At 74.5% G+C, this 14,889-nt stretch carries 15 protein-coding genes and 1 tRNA gene; 12 read left to right on the top strand and 4 right to left on the bottom strand.

The window, feature by feature from the left end:
- The first annotated feature begins 32 nt into the window (after positions 1-32).
- Entirely contained in the window at positions 33-632 is a 600-nt protein-coding gene (gene recR / locus P9841_RS09820) for a recombination mediator RecR (protein WP_283318513.1), read from the top strand.
- Between the two features lie 114 nt (positions 633-746).
- Complete coding sequence (locus tag P9841_RS09815; protein WP_283321914.1) at positions 747-1,313, top strand: DUF5063 domain-containing protein; 567 nt, start codon at positions 747-749, stop codon at positions 1,311-1,313.
- 65 nt (positions 1,314-1,378) lie between these two features.
- Here P9841_RS09815 and P9841_RS09810 read toward each other — a convergent pair whose 3' ends face one another.
- On the bottom strand, positions 1,379-1,804 hold the full coding sequence (locus tag P9841_RS09810; RefSeq protein WP_283321913.1) for an organic hydroperoxide resistance protein: 426 nt from the start codon (positions 1,802-1,804) through the stop codon (positions 1,379-1,381).
- 133 nt (positions 1,805-1,937) lie between these two features.
- Between P9841_RS09810 and P9841_RS09805 the strand changes: the two genes are divergently transcribed.
- The 10 genes from P9841_RS09805 to P9841_RS09760 all read left to right on the top strand — a co-directional run bounded on the left by P9841_RS09805 (position 1,938) and on the right by P9841_RS09760 (position 11,174).
- Positions 1,938-2,555 (top strand): TetR/AcrR family transcriptional regulator, encoded by a 618-nt coding sequence (locus tag P9841_RS09805; RefSeq protein WP_283318512.1) that lies wholly within the window; start codon positions 1,938-1,940, stop codon positions 2,553-2,555.
- Positions 2,552-3,331, top strand: coding sequence for a TSUP family transporter (locus P9841_RS09800; RefSeq protein ID WP_283318511.1), 780 nt, complete (start codon positions 2,552-2,554; stop codon positions 3,329-3,331). Before P9841_RS09805 ends, P9841_RS09800 begins: the two co-directional genes overlap by 4 nt.
- 126 nt (positions 3,332-3,457) lie before the next feature.
- Complete coding sequence (locus tag P9841_RS09795; RefSeq protein ID WP_283318510.1) at positions 3,458-4,732, top strand: aspartate kinase; 1,275 nt, start codon at positions 3,458-3,460, stop codon at positions 4,730-4,732.
- Positions 4,729-5,799 (top strand): aspartate-semialdehyde dehydrogenase, encoded by a 1,071-nt coding sequence (locus tag P9841_RS09790; protein ID WP_283318509.1) that lies wholly within the window; start codon positions 4,729-4,731, stop codon positions 5,797-5,799. The genes P9841_RS09795 and P9841_RS09790 overlap by 4 nt, the downstream gene beginning before the upstream one ends.
- A gap of 150 nt (positions 5,800-5,949) precedes the next feature.
- Positions 5,950-6,327, top strand: coding sequence for a GntR family transcriptional regulator (locus P9841_RS09785; RefSeq protein ID WP_283318508.1), 378 nt, complete (start codon positions 5,950-5,952; stop codon positions 6,325-6,327).
- Positions 6,324-7,232 carry an ABC transporter ATP-binding protein gene (locus tag P9841_RS09780; protein WP_283318507.1) on the top strand — a complete coding sequence of 303 codons (909 nt, stop codon included), beginning with the start codon at positions 6,324-6,326 and terminating at the stop codon, positions 7,230-7,232. The genes P9841_RS09785 and P9841_RS09780 overlap by 4 nt, the downstream gene beginning before the upstream one ends.
- Complete coding sequence (locus P9841_RS09775) at positions 7,229-8,032, top strand: hypothetical protein (RefSeq protein ID WP_283318506.1); 804 nt, start codon at positions 7,229-7,231, stop codon at positions 8,030-8,032. The genes P9841_RS09780 and P9841_RS09775 overlap by 4 nt, the downstream gene beginning before the upstream one ends.
- Before the next feature lie 83 nt (positions 8,033-8,115).
- Complete coding sequence (locus P9841_RS09770; protein WP_283318505.1) at positions 8,116-9,063, top strand: ABC transporter ATP-binding protein; 948 nt, start codon at positions 8,116-8,118, stop codon at positions 9,061-9,063.
- 1 nt (position 9,064) lies between these two features.
- The gene (locus P9841_RS09765) at positions 9,065-9,835 is read left to right on the top strand and encodes an ABC transporter permease (RefSeq protein WP_283318504.1); all 771 of its coding nucleotides are present in this window, start codon (positions 9,065-9,067) and stop codon (positions 9,833-9,835) included.
- A gap of 85 nt (positions 9,836-9,920) precedes the next feature.
- Entirely contained in the window at positions 9,921-11,174 is a 1,254-nt protein-coding gene (locus P9841_RS09760; protein ID WP_283321818.1) for a GGDEF domain-containing protein, read from the top strand.
- Positions 11,175-11,248: 74 nt separating this feature from the next.
- On the opposite strand, the gene P9841_RS09755 is transcribed toward P9841_RS09760, so the two are convergent.
- The 3 genes from P9841_RS09755 to P9841_RS09745 all read right to left on the bottom strand — a co-directional run bounded on the left by P9841_RS09755 (position 11,249) and on the right by P9841_RS09745 (position 14,833).
- A tRNA-Pro gene (locus tag P9841_RS09755) sits at positions 11,249-11,322 on the bottom strand.
- An 89-nt stretch (positions 11,323-11,411) separates the two neighbouring features.
- Positions 11,412-12,389, bottom strand: coding sequence for a metallophosphoesterase (locus tag P9841_RS09750; protein WP_283321817.1), 978 nt, complete (start codon positions 12,387-12,389; stop codon positions 11,412-11,414).
- Positions 12,386-14,833, bottom strand: a complete 2,448-nt coding sequence (locus P9841_RS09745) for a penicillin-binding protein (protein ID WP_283321816.1) — start codon at positions 14,831-14,833, stop codon at positions 12,386-12,388. The genes P9841_RS09750 and P9841_RS09745 overlap by 4 nt, the downstream gene beginning before the upstream one ends.
- Between the last annotated feature and the right edge of the window lie 56 nt (positions 14,834-14,889).

Raw genomic sequence — 14,889 nt, 5'->3', positions numbered from 1 at the left:
CCGGTGTGGGTGCCGGGCCGTAGGCTGTGCGCGTGTACGAGGGCGCGGTCCAGGACCTGATCGACGAGCTCGGGCGACTGCCCGGGGTCGGGCCGAAGAGCGCCCAGCGCATCGCGTTCCACATCCTCGCGGCCGACCCCACGGACGTGCGCCGTCTGGTCGACGCCCTGACGGAGGTCAAGGCCCGCGTCCGGTTCTGCGTGCAGTGCGGCAACGTGGCGGAGGAGGACCTCTGCCGCATCTGCCGCGACCCGCGGCGTTCCGCGGCGGTGCTGTGCGTCGTCGAGGAGCCGAAGGACGTCGTGGCGATCGAGCGCACGCGCGAGTTCCGCGGGCGGTACCACGTGCTCGGCGGGGCCATCAACCCGATCGCGGGCGTCGGCCCGGACGACCTGCGGATCAAGGACCTCATGACCCGCCTGGCCGACGGGACGGTCACCGAGGTGATCCTGGCCACCGACCCGAACGTCGAGGGCGAGGCCACGGCCACGTACCTGGCGCGCCTCCTGGTGCCGATGGGCCTGACGATCAGCCGGCTGGCCTCGGGCCTGCCGGTGGGCGGCGACCTCGAGTACGCGGACGAGGTGACGCTGGGCCGGGCGTTCGAGGGGCGCCGGCGCATCAGCGCCTGACCTGGGTGCCTGCCACCGCGCCGGCCGGCCGTTGGGCGTGTCGCCCGCAGGAGGGGCACGATGGCCCGCGTGACCCGATCTGACGACGCACCCGTCACCGCGGACGCCGCCCCGGTGCCCGACGGCGAGGCCGCGGACCTGCGCGCCGTCGCCGAGTCGGTCGCGCGGGAGTCCCGGGCCTTCCTCTCGACGGTCACGGAGGTCGGTGCCGGCGCGAACCCGGACGCCGCGATCCCGCTGCTGCTGCTCGCGGTGTCGGACGTGCTGGGTGTCGGCGCGCGGCTCGGGGCGATCGTCGACGTGGTGCCGAGCGAGCGCTACGAGCCGGACGTCGGCCCGGACCCGGACGTCGACCCGCTGCGGTCGGCGCTGGCGAACGTCCTGGACGGCGTGGACGAGTACGCCGAGGTGGTCGACCCGGTGCTCGGCACGGAGGTCGGCGCGGCGACGCTGTCGGGCGACCTCGTGGCGATCGCCGGTGCGCTGGTCCAGGGCCTGCGGCACTACGACCGCGGGCACGTGCTCGAGGCGCTGTGGTGGTGGCAGTTCTCGTACCTGTCCACGTGGGGCGAGCGCGCGTCGAGCGTGCTGCGCACCCTGCAGACGCTGCTCGCCCACCTGCGGCTGGACGTCGAGGACGACGTCGCCGCCGAGGCGGAGTACGACGCCCTGCAGCGCTGAGGCCGCCCCGGGGACTCCGCGCGCGGTGCCGAACCCGCGCCGCGCGAGGCGGCGCGGGGACCGGGTCAGCCGACGGTGGTCTCGAGCGTGACCTCGATGTTGCCGCGGGTCGCGTTGGAGTAGGGGCACACCTGGTGCGCCTGCGCGACGAGCCGCTCGGCGGTCTCCTGGTCGACGCCGCCCAGCTCGACGTGCAGCGCCGCCTCGAGCGTGTAACCGCCGGAGCCGTTGGGCAGGATGCCGACCTCGGCGACGACGGCGGAGTCCTGGATCGGCGTCCTGGCCGCGGCCGCCACGCCCTTGAGGGCGGAGTGGAAGCACGCCGCCCACCCGGCCGCGAAGAGCTGCTCGGGGTTCGTGCCGCCGCCGGGGCCGCCCATGGCCGGCGGCACGGCGAGCGTCAGGTCCAGCACGGCGTCGTCGGAGGCGACCCGGCCCCCGGCGCGGCCCTCGCCGGTCGACGTGGCGATGGCGGTGTAGACGGCGCTCATGCGGTGCTCCTCGTGCTCGATGTATGTAGACGAACTAGTACGTCTACAGTGAACCACGCCCGGCGCCGCCATGCCAGACTGGATCGGCGCGAGGGGCCACGCCCGCGCCGCACCGACCCGAGGGGAGACCGCCGTGCCGACGTCCGCGCCGACGCCCGCCCCCGCCCGGCCCGCGTCGCCCGTGGCCGCCCGCATCCTCGACGCCGCCTCCCGGCGCTTCGCAGCGGACGGCATCCGCACCGTCAGCGCCGACCGGGTCATCGCCGAGGCCGGGGTCTCGAAGGTCACGTTCTACCGGCACTTCCCCACCAAGGACGCCCTCGTCGTCGCCTACCTGACGTCGGTCGCCGACGCCGAGCGCGCCGCGGTGGACGGCTACCGGGCCGCGCACCCCGCGGACCCCCGCACGGTGCTCGACGCCTACGCGGGCGTGCTCGGGGGTGCGGCGTGCCTCCCGGGGTTCCGGGGCTGCCCGTTCATCAACGCCGCGGCCGAGTACGCCGACCCGTCGCACCCGGTGCGCGCGGTGGTCGCCGAGCACCGGCGCTGGATGGTCGCGACCGCCGCGGAGCTGCTCACGGAGCTGGGCGTCCCCGACGCGACGGCCGCCGCCGAGGAGCTCGTCATGCTCCGTGACGGCGCGATGGTCGCGGGCTACGTGGGCGGTCCCGAGGCCGGCGCGGCGGTCGCGGAGCACCTGCGTCGCGCCGCCGCCGCGATCGTGGCCGCGCACCGCGCGACCGCCTCGTGACGGTCTCCGGGCTGGAGCTCACCCTCGGCACCGTCCTGCTGCTCGTCCTGGCCGGCTTCGCCGCGGGCTGGGTCGACGCCGTGGTCGGCGGGGGCGGTCTGGTGCAGCTGCCGGCGCTGCTGCTCGTGCCCGGCATCAGCCCGGTGCAGGCGCTCGCCACGAACAAGCTCGCCGGCATCCTCGGGACGTCCGTCAGCGCGGCGACCTACTACCGCCGGGTGCAGCCCGGCCTCGCGACGGCGGGCCCGATGGCGCTCGCGGCGCTGACCGGCGCCGCCGGCGGGGCGGGCCTCGCGTCGCTGCTCCCCGAGGACGTGTTCGTGCCCGTGATCCTCGTGGCGCTGGTGGCGGTCGCCGCGTACACGGTCGCCCGGCCGCAGGTCGGGCGGGCCACCGCCCTGCGCTGGCAGGGGCGCACGCACCTGCTCGTGGCGCTCGGCCTGGGGGCCGGCATCGGGTTCTACGACGGACTGCTCGGACCGGGCACCGGGTCGTTCCTGGTCATCGCCCTCGTCGGCGTGCTCGGGTACGCGTTCCTCGAGGCGTCCGCGCAGGCGAAGATCGTGAACGCCGCCACCAACCTCGGGGCGCTCGTCGTCTTCGCCGCGCAGGGGGCACCGCTGTGGCGGCTGGGGCTGCTGGTCGGCGCGGCCAACGTCCTGGGCTCGTACCTCGGCGCGCGCACCGCGGTCGCCCGGGGCAGCGGGTTCGTGCGGGTGGTGTTCCTGGTGGTCGTGGCGGTGCTGATCGTGCGGCTGGCCGCCTCGCTGCTGTAGCCGCGACCGCGCGGTCCCGCGATGCGGGCGGCCCGGGGGGACGGGCGCCGGCGCGTCCTAGACTGCGCCCGACCCCTGCCGGTCGCCCCCCGCGGCCGGACCCCGCCACCCGGAAAGTCCCCACTCGTGGCCCTCATCGTGCAGAAGTACGGCGGTTCGTCGGTCGCCGACGCCGACAGCATCAAGCGCGTCGCGAAGCGGATCGCGGAGGCCAAGCGCGCGGGCGACGACGTGGTGGTGGTCGTGTCCGCGATGGGCGACACGACGGACGAGCTCATCGACCTCGCGCAGCAGATGACCCCGCTGCCGCCGTCGCGCGAGATGGACATCCTGCTGACCGCGGGCGAGCGGATCTCCATGTCGCTGCTCGCGATGGCGATCAGCAGCCTGGGCGTGGAGGCGCAGTCGTTCACCGGCCAGCAGGCGGGCGTCATCACCGACGAGGTGCACGGCAAGGCGCGGATCATCGACGTCTCGCCGAGCCGCATCGCCGCCGCCCTGGACTCCGGCGCCGTGGCGATCGTCGCGGGCTTCCAGGGCGTCACCCAGCACACCAACGACGTCACGACGCTCGGCCGCGGCGGCTCCGACACCACCGCGGTGGCGCTCGCGGCCGCCCTGCACGCCGACGTCTGCGAGATCTACACCGACGTGGACGGCGTGTTCACCGCGGACCCGCGCATCGTGCCGTCGGCCCGCAAGATCGACCGGATCAGCTACGACGAGATGCTCGAGATGGCGGCCAGCGGCGCGAAGGTGCTGATGCTGCGCTGCGTCGAGTACGCCCGCCGCTACGCGGTGCCCGTGCACGTGCGGTCGTCGTTCTCCACGCACACGGGCACGCTCGTCACCGACGCGCCGAACGAAGAAGGAGCACCGATGGAGCAGCCGATCATCGCCGGCGTCGCGCACGACCGCAGCGAGGCCAAGATCACGATCGTCGACGTCCCGGACGTGCCCGGCAAGGCCGCGCGCATCTTCGAGGTCGTCGCGGCCGCGGGCGTGAACCTCGACATGATCGTGCAGAACGTCTCGGCCGCGGCGACCGGCCGCACGGACATCTCCTTCACGCTGCCGGCCAGCGACGGCGCCGCCGCGACCACGGCGCTCACCGAGCACCAGCCGGACATCGGCTTCACCTCGCTGCAGTACGACGACACCATCGGCAAGCTGTCCCTGATCGGTGCCGGCATGAAGTCCCACCCGGGGGTGTCCGCGCGGCTGTTCGCGGCGCTGTCGGAGGCGGGGATCAACATCGAGATGATCTCGACGTCGGAGATCCGGATCTCGGTGGTGACGCGCTCCGACCAGCTCGACGACGCGGTGCGCGCCGTGCACACCGCGTTCGACCTGGACAGCGCCGACGAGCAGGCCGTGGTGTACGGAGGGACGGGACGATGAGCGAGCAGGTGGGCGCCGGGCTGCGGGTCGGCGTCGTCGGGGCGACCGGTCAGGTCGGTGCCGTCATGCGGCGGCTGCTGGACGAGCGCGACTTCCCGGTGGCGGAGATCCGCTACTTCGCGTCCGCGCGCTCGGCCGGGTCGACGCTGCCGTGGCGTGGGCGCGACGTCGTCGTGGAGGACGCCGCGACGGCGGACCCGAGCGGGCTCGACATCGCGCTGTTCTCCGCGGGCGGCGCGACCTCGAGGGCCCAGGCGCCGCGGTTCGCGGCGGCGGGCGTCACGGTGGTCGACAACTCGTCGGCCTGGCGCATGGACCCCGACGTGCCGCTGGTCGTCTCCGAGGTGAACCCCGGTGCGCTCGACGACATCCCGAAGGGCATCGTCGCGAACCCGAACTGCACCACGATGGCGGCCATGCCGGTGCTGCGGGTGCTGCACGAGGAGGCCGGGCTCCGCCGGCTGATCGTGTCGACGTACCAGGCGGTGTCCGGCAGCGGGCTCGCCGGCGCGCAGGAGCTGGACGGCCAGGTGCGCGCGGCGGTCGAGCAGGACACGCTCGCGCTCGTGCACGACGGGTCCGCCGTGACGTTCCCGGAGCCGGTGACGTACGTCGCCCCGATCGCGTTCAACGTCATCCCGCTCGCGGGGTCGATCGTCGACGACGGCCTGCTGGAGACCGACGAGGAGCAGAAGCTCCGCAACGAGTCCCGCAAGATCCTGGGCATCCCCGACCTGCTGGTGTCCGGGACCTGCGTGCGGGTGCCGGTGTACACGGGCCACTCGCTGTCCGTGAACGCGGAGTTCGAGCGGCCGATCACGCCGCAGCGCGCGTACGAGCTGCTCGCCGGCGCGCCGGGGGTGCAGCTCGCGGACGTCCCGACGCCGCAGGCCGCCGCGGGCGCGGACCCGTCCCTGGTGGGGCGGATCCGGCAGGACCCGGGCGCGCCGGACGGCCGGGGCCTCGCGCTGTTCATCTCGAACGACAACCTCCGCAAGGGCGCGGCCCTCAACGCCGTGCAGGTCGCGGAGCTGCTGGCCGCGCGCCTGGGCGCCGCCCGGGCCTGACGCCTCCCCGAGCCCGCCCGGCGGGCGTGACGGCCGCACCGTCACGCCCGCCGCGGCGGGCTCCGTGCTGCCCGGGCTTGTGCGGGGGCGAGGTGCTGTGGTTCATTAGTGGAGTAATGAACCGCAGGACCGGCGAGGAGGTGGGTGCGCGTGTTCGACGGGCGTGACCCCATCTACGTGCAGATCGCCGACCAGATCCGCCAGGACGTCCTGCGGGGCGACCTCCAGCCCGAGGAGCAGGTGATGAGCACCACGCAGTACGCCACCACCTTCCGCATCAACCCGGCCACGGCGGCCAAGGCGTTCGCGCAGCTCGTCGACGACGGGATCCTGTACAAGCGCCGCGGCGTCGGCATGTTCGTGGCGCCGGGTGCGCCCGACCGGCTGCGCGCCGAGGGGCGGGAGTCGTTCTTCGCGGAGGTCGTCGACCCGGTCGCGGAGAGGGCCCGCGCGCTCGGCATCCCGCTCGAGGACGTCGTCGCCCGGCTGCGGGACCGCGCGGCCCTCGAGGACGGGGCGGCGTCGTGACCGCCCTCGACGTCGAGGTCCAGGACCTCACCGTGCGCTACGGGCGGACGGTCGCCCTCGACGGCGTGACGCTCAGCGTCCCCGCCGGCGCCGTCACCGGGCTGCTCGGCCGCAACGGGTCCGGCAAGACGACGCTCGCGTCCGTGGTCGCGGCGTTCCGGCGGCCGACGGCCGGGCGGGTGCTCGTCGGGGGCCGCGAGCCCTGGGAGGACGAGGACGTCGTGCCGCGCATCCTGCTGGTCCGCGAGTCCGGTGACGTGCTCGACTCCGAGACGCTGCGCACCAACCTGCGCTACACGGCGGACAGTCGCCCCGCGTTCAGCCGGGAGGTCGCCGAGCGCCTCATGGACCGGTTCGCGCTCGACCCCGGCGCCAAGCCGCAGAAGCTGTCCCGCGGCCAGAAGTCCGCGTTCGGGATCGTCCTGGCCGTCGCGGCGCGCGCCGACCTGACGATCCTCGACGAGGTGCACCTGGGGCTCGACGCCCCGGCCCGGTACGCCTTCTACGACGCGCTGCTGGAGGACTACGTCGAGCACCCGCGCACCGTCCTGCTGTCGAGCCACCTCATCGCGGAGGTCGAGCGCCTGCTGGAGCACGTCGTCGTGATCGACCACGGGCGGGTGCTGCTCGCGCAGGAGGCCGACGCGCTGACCGCTCGCGGGGTCTCCGTCACCGGGCCCGTCCGGGAGGTCGAGCGCTTCGTCGTCGGGCGCACGGTGCTCGGGCGCCAGCAGCTCGGCGGGACCGCGCAGGCCACCGTGCTCGCGTCGCCGTCGGACGCCGAGCGGGCGGACGCCCGCGCCGCGGGGCTCGAGCTGGGCCCGGTGCCCCTGCAGGACCTCTTCGTCCACCTGACCGCGGAGGGCGCCGGCGAGGCCGTCCAGGAGCTGGGGAGGGTCCGATGACCACCGCGCACGCACCGTCACCTGCGCCCGGCGCCGCCCGCGGCAGGCCGCTGTGGCCGGCCCGCACCGGCCGCCGGCGCGGTCCCGCGCTCCGCACCGCGCGGAACCTGCTGCGCTGGTTCGCGCCCATCGCCGGCATCTACGCCGCGATCGTCGTCGTGGTGGTCGTCGCGGTGCCGCTGGTGGTCGCCTCCGTCGGCCACGTCGAGATGTCCGTGGTCTGGTTCGCCCGCCAGAGCGGCATCTGGTTCCCCTTCTCGGTGCTCATCGGCGTGGCGGCGGCGTACCCGCCCGTGCACGTCGCGAACGGGATGACGCGCCGCAGCTACGTGCGCGGCGCCCTGGGCGCGGTGGTCGTGATCGCCGCCGTGCTCTCGGCCGGCATGACGGCCGCGCTGCTCGCCGAGCGCACCTGGTACCGGGCGATGGGGTGGGACTGGGGACTGGTCGACGGCTGGTTCGCGCCGTCCGAGGGCCTGGTCGCCGTCTTCATCAGCTACCTGGCGACCTACCTCGTGGCCCACCTCTCCGGGCTGCTGGTCGGCACCGTCTACGCGGTCGGCGGCGGGTGGTGGGGCACCCTGACGCTCCCGCTCACCGTCGGCCCGGTCCTGCTCGTCGCGACGCTCGTGGGCGACGGCGGGGACTGGCGGCCGTTCGCGGACGTCGTCGGCGGGGAGCCGGGCACCGGCACCCCACCGCTCGCGGTCCTGGCCGTGGCGACCGTCCTGGCGGCGGCGCTCGCGGCCGCCTTCTCCGTCCTGACCCGCCGTCGCGCGATCGCACCCCGCAGGGGCTGACCCGCGCACCGCGCGCGGCGGCCCGGGAGCGGCCGCGCACCCCCGCACCTCCCGCACGTCCGAGCCGAGGAGGAACGACCCGCATGACCCGCACCGAACCCGTGATCCACGCGGAGCACCTGCACAAGCGCTACGGCAGCACCGTGGCCGTCGCCGACGTCGGCCTCACCGTCCAGCAGGGGGAGATCGTCGGCATCCTGGGGCGCAACGGCGCCGGCAAGACCACGACCGTCGAGATCATCGGCGGCCTGCGCGACCGGGACGGCGGCGACGTCCGGGTCCTCGGGCTCGACCCGGGCGGGCCGGCGCGCGACCGGGCGGCCCTGCGCGAGCGCGTCGGCCTGCAGCTCCAGGAGTCGGCCCTGCCGGCCCGCCTGACCGTGCGGGAGGCGGTCGAGGAGTACGCCTGCTTCTACGACGACCCGGCCGACCCGGAGACGCTGCTGCGCGACCTCGACCTGCTCGACAAGGCCGGCACCCGCTTCGCCGCGCTGTCCGGCGGGCAGAAGCAGCGCCTGTCGATCGCGCTCGCGCTGGTCGGCAACCCGGAGATCGCGGTCCTCGACGAGCTGACCACGGGACTGGACCCGCAGGCGCGCCGGGACACGTGGTCCGTGGTGGAGCGCGTGCGGGAGCGCGGCGTGACGATCCTGCTGGTCACGCACATCATGGAGGAGGCCGAGCGGCTGTGCGACCGGGTGGTCCTGGTCGACTCCGGCCGGGTGGTCGCCGAGGGGTCGCCCGCCGAGGTCGCAGCCCGTGTCGGCGCCGACCAGTCGCTGGTGTTCCGCCCGTCGTCGGCGCCCGACCTCGCCGTGCTGCGCGCGCTGCCCGCGGTGTCCGGCGTGGAGGAGCGCCCGGGCGGCACCGTCGAGGTCCGCGGCACCGGCAACGTGGTCCAGGACGTCATGGTCGCCCTCGCGGCCGACGGCATCCGCCCGGACGACCTGCGCGTCGGCCGGGCCACCCTCGAGGACGCGTTCGTCCGGCTCACCGGCGCGGACGCCCGGCCCGCCGTCCAGGAGGTCTGACATGTCCGCGACCAGCCCCCGGGTGCTCGCCCGGGTGACGTCCGTCGAGGCACGCCTGGCGCTGCGCGACCCCGCCACCGTGTTCTTCGCCCTGCTCTTCCCGGCCGTGCTGCTGACGGTGCTCGGGCTCGCGACGCCGTGGGGGTCCGCGCCGTACGACCCGTCCGACCCGCTGCTCGCCACCATCTCGGGCATCACCGGTTACACGCCGATCGTGCTCACCCTGGCGGTCGGCACCGTCGCCCTCTCGTCCTACCCGACGGTCATCGCCACGTACCGGGGGCAGGGCGTGCTGCGCCGGCTGTCGACCACGCCGCTGCCGCCGTCGCGGCTCCTGGTCGCGCAGATCGTCGTGAACGTCGCGGCGCTGCTCCTCGCGGCCGTCCTCACGCTCACCGTCGGCATGCTGGTCGTCGACGTGACAGCGCCCGAGCGGCCGGGCGTCGTGCTGGCGGCGTTCCTGCTCACCGCCGCGTCGACCTTCGGGCTGGGCTCGCTGGTCGCGGCGCGGGCGCCCACCGCCGGGGCCGCGAACGGCATCGGCATGACGCTGTACTTCGTCTCGCTGTTCTTCGCGGGCGTGTGGCTGCCGCTGCCGATCATGCCCGAGGCGATCCAGCGGATCGCCGTGTGGACGCCGCTCGGCGCCGGGTCGCAGGCGATGCTCGCCGGGTGGGTGGGCGACGGCGTCCCGGTGCGGGAGCTGCTCGTGATGGCCGGGTGGACCGTCGTGCTCGTGCCGGTCGCCGCGCGCGTGTTCCGGTGGCGCTGAGGCGGACCGCAGCATCTCGCGCAGATCTTGTGGACGGGTCAACCACTTCCTGAAGGTGGCGCCCGGGTCGGCCGATGGGTCACCTGTGACCCCCTCCGCGACCGACGACCTCCGCGAGCGCACCGACGCGCCCGTGGTCGTCCGTCTGCTCGCCCACGTGCCGGCGCCGTTCCGCGTCGGCGGCAACGCGGCCACCGCCGGGCGCGTCATGCTGCTGTTCGCCGGCGCGGTCGTGGTGCTCGGCGCGGCGTTCCTCGGCGTCGACCAGCACGAGCTCGCCGTCCTCGCCTCCACGTCCGCCGCCATGCTGCTGCTGGTCCTCGCGAGCCTGCGCCTGCCGTGGCGCCGCGGCTCCCGCGCGACGCTCGCGTTCCCCGCCGCGCTGCTCCTCGCGCTGGGCGGGCTGGGCCTGACCACCTCCGGGGTCGCGGAGGCGTTCGTCGGCCTCGTCCCGCTCTGCTTCGTCTACGTCGGGCTGTTCCACCGCGGCCGGGACGCGCTCGCGCTGCTGCCCGTGGCGTGGTGCGCGTACGCCGTGATGGTGACGGAGCTCGGAGGCCACGTCCTGGTGCGGCTCGCCGTCTACGGGGTCATCTGGTGGGCGATCGCGCAGGTGCTGGCGCTCACCATCGCCTACCAGCGCGCCATCCTCCGCAGGCTGCGCGCCGACGCCCGCACGGACGCGCTCACGTCGCTCGGCAACCGCCGGGGGCTCGACGACCGGCTGGCGGCCGCGCGCCCGGGCGACTGCGTCGTCATCTGCGACCTCGACCACTTCAAGGACGTCAACGACACGCAGGGCCACGTGATGGGGGACCACGTGCTCGAGCGCTTCGGTCACGCGGTCGACCAGCACCTGCGCCGCCGCGACTACGCCGCCCGGTACGGCGGTGAGGAGTTCGTGCTGGTCCTGCCGCGCACCGAGCCCGTCCAGGCCGTCAACATGCTCCGCGCGCTGCGCGCCGAGTGGGCGGAGGAGGGCACCGGCGTCACGTTCTCCGCCGGCATCGCGCGCGTCACGGCGGCGACCCCGCCGGGCAGCGCCCTGGCGGCCGCGGACATCGCGCTGTACCGGGCGAAGCAGGCGGGACGCGACCGCTTCCGCATCGCGACGGCCGCGCTCGGGGCGCCACGGACCGCGCCGGGGTCGTCCGGTGCCGACGTGCCCGGTGCCGAGGTGCCCGGTGCGGAGGTGCCCGGTGCCGACGTGCCCGGTGCGGAGGTGCCCGGTGCCGAGGTCTCCGGTGCCGACGTGCCCGGTCGGGAGCGGCCGGCCGGGACCGACGTCGGCCACCCGGGCGTCGAGCCCGGCAGGCAGGAGACCCGGTCGGGCTGCTGAGCGCGCCGACGGACCACGAAGGCCCGGACCGTCCGGTCCGGGCCTTCGTCGATGTCCTGCCGCGACATCACCGGTCGGGGTGGCGGGATTCGAACCCACGACCTCCTCGTCCCGAACGAGGCGCGCTACCAAGCTGCGCCACACCCCGGTGAAGCCCGCCCAGCATAGCCGAGGTCCGGGGGTGGTCGTTAACCGGGACGGGCAGGCCGTCGCGGGGTGTGACCGACGTCGCGTCGGTCAGGCGGGGACCAGCGTCAGGAGGGTCGCCTCCGGGCGGCACGCGAAGCGCACCGGCGCGTACGGGGAGGTGCCGAGGCCGCCGCTGACGTGCAGCCACGTGGAGTCGGCGCCGCCGCGCTCGTCGGGACGCGGGCCGGGCCAGCCGTGCAGGCCCTTGGCGCGACCGCGGTCCAGGTCGCAGTTGGTGACGAGGGCGCCGTAGCCGGGCACCGCGAGCTGGCCGCCGTGCGTGTGGCCGGCCAGCACCAGGTCGGCGTCGTCGGCCAGCATGGCGTCCAGGACGCGCCGGTACGGGGCGTGCGTGACGCCGAGGTGCAGGTCGACGTCGCCGCCCTCCGCCCGGGTCACGCCGGCGTCGTCCCGCACGGGGGCCGGGCGGACGTCGTCCGGGCCGCCGGCCGCGGGGAACCGGTCGCGGTCCAGGTGGGCGTCGTCGGTGCCGACCAGCGAGATCCGGCGCCCGGCGGTCTCCACCACGCCGCGGCGGTTCGTGAGGTCGACCCAGCCCGCGGACGACAGGCGGCGTCCGAGCTCGCGCCACGGCAGCTCGACCGGCGGCTCCCGGCGGGTCGTCCGGGCGTCGGGCAGCAGGTACCGCGCGGGGTTCTTGGGCGTCGGCGCGACGAAGTCGTTCGAGCCCCAGACGAACGCCCCGGGGGTGCCGAGGTGCGGCTCGAGCGCCTCCAGGAGGGTGGGCATCGCGTCGAGGTGCGCCCAGTTGTCGCCGGTGTCCACCACCAGGTCGGGTCGCAGCGACGCGAGGTCACGCACCCAGTCGACCTTGCGGCGCTGCCCGGGCGTCAGGTGCAGGTCCGACAGGTGCAGGACCCGCAGCGGGTCCTGCCCGGCGGGCAGCACCGGGACGGTGACCTCGCGCAGGGTGTACCAGCGGACCTCGACGAGAGACGCCCAGGCCAGCGCGCCGGCACCTGCGAGCGCGAGTCCGCCGAGGGTGCGGGCGGCGGGGTGCGTCACGGGTCGTTCGGCCTGGGCTGGCCCTCGCCACCGCCGCCGCCGCCGCCGCGACCGCCGCGGCCTCCGCCCTCGCCGTTCTGCTGCCCGTCCTCCTGCTCGTCGGGAGCCTGGGGGGCGGGACCGCTCGAGACGGTCAGGGTGATGGCCGATCCGAGCGTGGCCTCCCCGGCCGGGTCCTGGCTGATGACCGAGCCCGCCGGGACGCTGTCGGAGTTGGCGGGCGTCCCGATCGTGACCGCGAACCCGGCGCCCTCGAGCGTGCTCGTCGCGGTCGCCTGGTCCTGGCCGACGACGGACGGGACGGGCACCGGCCGCCCGTACACGTACTCGCTGGTCGGCTCGCCGAACCCGGGGTTCGGGTCGCCGTCGAGCAGGGCGGTGTCCATGAACCGCTTCCACGTCGGGCCGGCGATCGTCGCGCCGTACATGTAGTTGACCCACTGGCCGCCGACGGTGATGTGCTGCATCGGGGTGAAGCGGTCCGGGTAGCCGACCCACACGGCCGTCGACAGGCGCGGGGTGTAGCCGACGAACCAGGTGTACTCGTTCTCCGACGTCGTGCCGGTCTTGCCGGACGCGGTGTACTGCGGCGTCCCTATCGTCCTGCCCGTGCCGTTCCAGACCTGGCTGAGACCGAAGTTCATGGCGTTCGCGAGCTCGGGGCTGAGCGCGGGCGTGCAGTTCGCGGACGGGATGTCCAGCTCCTCGCCGCTCGCGTTCTTGACGCTGGTGATCGCGATCGGCTGGCAGTAGGTGCCGCCGGAGGCGAACGTCGCGTACGCCGCGGCGAGCGCGAGCGGCGTCGTCGACTGCGAGCCGAGCACGTTGGCGGGGAACGGGTCGAACGTGCCGGTTCCGGACTTGCCGCCCGCCTTGACGACGCCGAGCTGCGCGGCCCCGTCCATGATGTTGCAGAGGTCGAGCTGCATGGCCATCGACAGGTAGGCCAGGTTGACCGAGCCCTTGGTCGCGTCGGCGACCGTCATGACGCCTCGGCCGCCCTCGGCGTTGCCGGGCGTCCAGGTCTTGTTGATGCCCGGCTGCCCGCACGCGGTGAACTGGTTCTCGTTGAGCGGGCGGACCGAGCCGTTCACGCGCTCGTTGAGGCTGTGGCCCTGCTTCAGCCACTCCAGCAGGGTGAACGGCTTGAACGTCGAGCCGGGGGCGAAGCCGGTCGAGCCGCCGTAGTCGTACGAGGTGTTGTAGTTGACCGACGTGTCGCGCCCGGTGGCGTCCGCGGAGTTGTTGAAGTTCCGGTTCTCGGCCATGGCCTTGATCTGGCCGGTGCCCGGCTGCACGACGGAGATCGCGGAGCCGATGCCGGTCGGGTCGTCCACCGGCACGCCGGCCTTCACCTCGGCGTCGGCGGAGGTCTGCAGGCGCGGGTCGAGGGTGGTCGTGATGGTCAGGCCGCCGCGCAGCAGCAGCTCCCGGCGCTCCTCGGGCGTCTCGCCGAAGGCCGGGTCGTTCTCGATGACGCGGGTCACGTAGTCGCAGAAGAACCCGGAACCGGCGACGACGCTGCCGGCGGACATGCACCCGCTGCGGGGCTCGCTCACGTGGAGGGTGTCGGCGATCGGCGTCTTCACGCCCTCGTCGTACTCCTTCTTCGTGATGTAGTCCTGGTCCCTCATCAGGCCGAGCACCACGTTGCGGCGGCCCTGGGCGTCCTCCGGGTAGTCCACCGGGTCGAAGGCGCTGGGGCTCTTGGTGATGCCGGCGATCGTCGCGGCCTCGAGGTACGTCAGGTCCTTCGCGGACTTGCTGAAGTACCGCTGGGCGGCGGACTCCACGCCGTAGGTCGCGACGCCGAACTGCGCGATGTTGAGGTAGTTCTCGAGGATCTCGTCCTTGGTCATCCGCTTCTCGAGGGCGATGGCCAGCTTCGCCTCGCGGAGCTTGCGCGAGTACCCCTCGGGGCCCTCGGCCTCACGGGCGGCGGCCGCGGCGGCGAGGTCGTTCTCGCGGACCGCGGTCTCGATGAGGACGTTCTTCACGTACTGCTGCGTGAGCGTCGACGCGCCTTCGCGTGAGCTGCCGAGCAGGTTGCGGGCCGCGGCGCGCATCATGCCGGCCGGGTCGATGCCGCCGTGCAGGTAGAACCGCTTGTCCTCCGTGGCGATGACGGCCTGCTGCATGGCCTCCGACACGTCCTCCAGCGGGACGACGACGCGGTTCTCGGAGTAGAAGGTCGCCAGCACGGTGCCGTCGGCGGCGAGCATCGTGGACTTCTCCGACAGCGGGCCCGGCTCCAGCTCGCTCGGCAGGTCCTCGAACGCCTCGATGCTGAGGTCGGTCGCGGTGTCGGCGACCGCCACGGTGGGCAGCACCAGCCCGGCGGTCAGGAGCCCGCCGACGCCTGCCGTCAGCACGAAGGCGAGCAGCAGCGCGAGCGCCTGCACGACGGTGACCTGCCGCCCGCGCGGCGAGGGGGAGGGAGCCATGCCTGCCAGGGTACGGGAGGAGGCGGCGCGTGATCGTGCGGTCCACAGGGCGCACG

Origin of the sequence: Cellulomonas sp. ES6, assembly GCF_030053835.1 — a bacterium.
Taxonomy (GTDB): domain Bacteria; phylum Actinomycetota; class Actinomycetes; order Actinomycetales; family Cellulomonadaceae; genus Cellulomonas.
This window is presented reverse-complemented; position numbering and strand designations above follow the sequence as displayed.

Coding starts and splice junctions, on each gene's coding strand:
- P9841_RS09790 (WP_283318509.1), top strand. CDS start 4,729: ATGAGCGAGCAGGTGGGCGCCGGGCTGCGGGTCGGCGTCGTCGGGGCG.
- P9841_RS09765 (WP_283318504.1), top strand. CDS start 9,065: ATGTCCGCGACCAGCCCCCGGGTGCTCGCCCGGGTGACGTCCGTCGAG.
- P9841_RS09770 (WP_283318505.1), top strand. CDS start 8,116: ATGACCCGCACCGAACCCGTGATCCACGCGGAGCACCTGCACAAGCGC.
- P9841_RS09810 (WP_283321913.1), bottom strand. CDS start 1,804: ATGAGCGCCGTCTACACCGCCATCGCCACGTCGACCGGCGAGGGCCGC.
- P9841_RS09775 (WP_283318506.1), top strand. CDS start 7,229: ATGACCACCGCGCACGCACCGTCACCTGCGCCCGGCGCCGCCCGCGGC.
- P9841_RS09745 (WP_283321816.1), bottom strand. CDS start 14,833: ATGGCTCCCTCCCCCTCGCCGCGCGGGCGGCAGGTCACCGTCGTGCAG.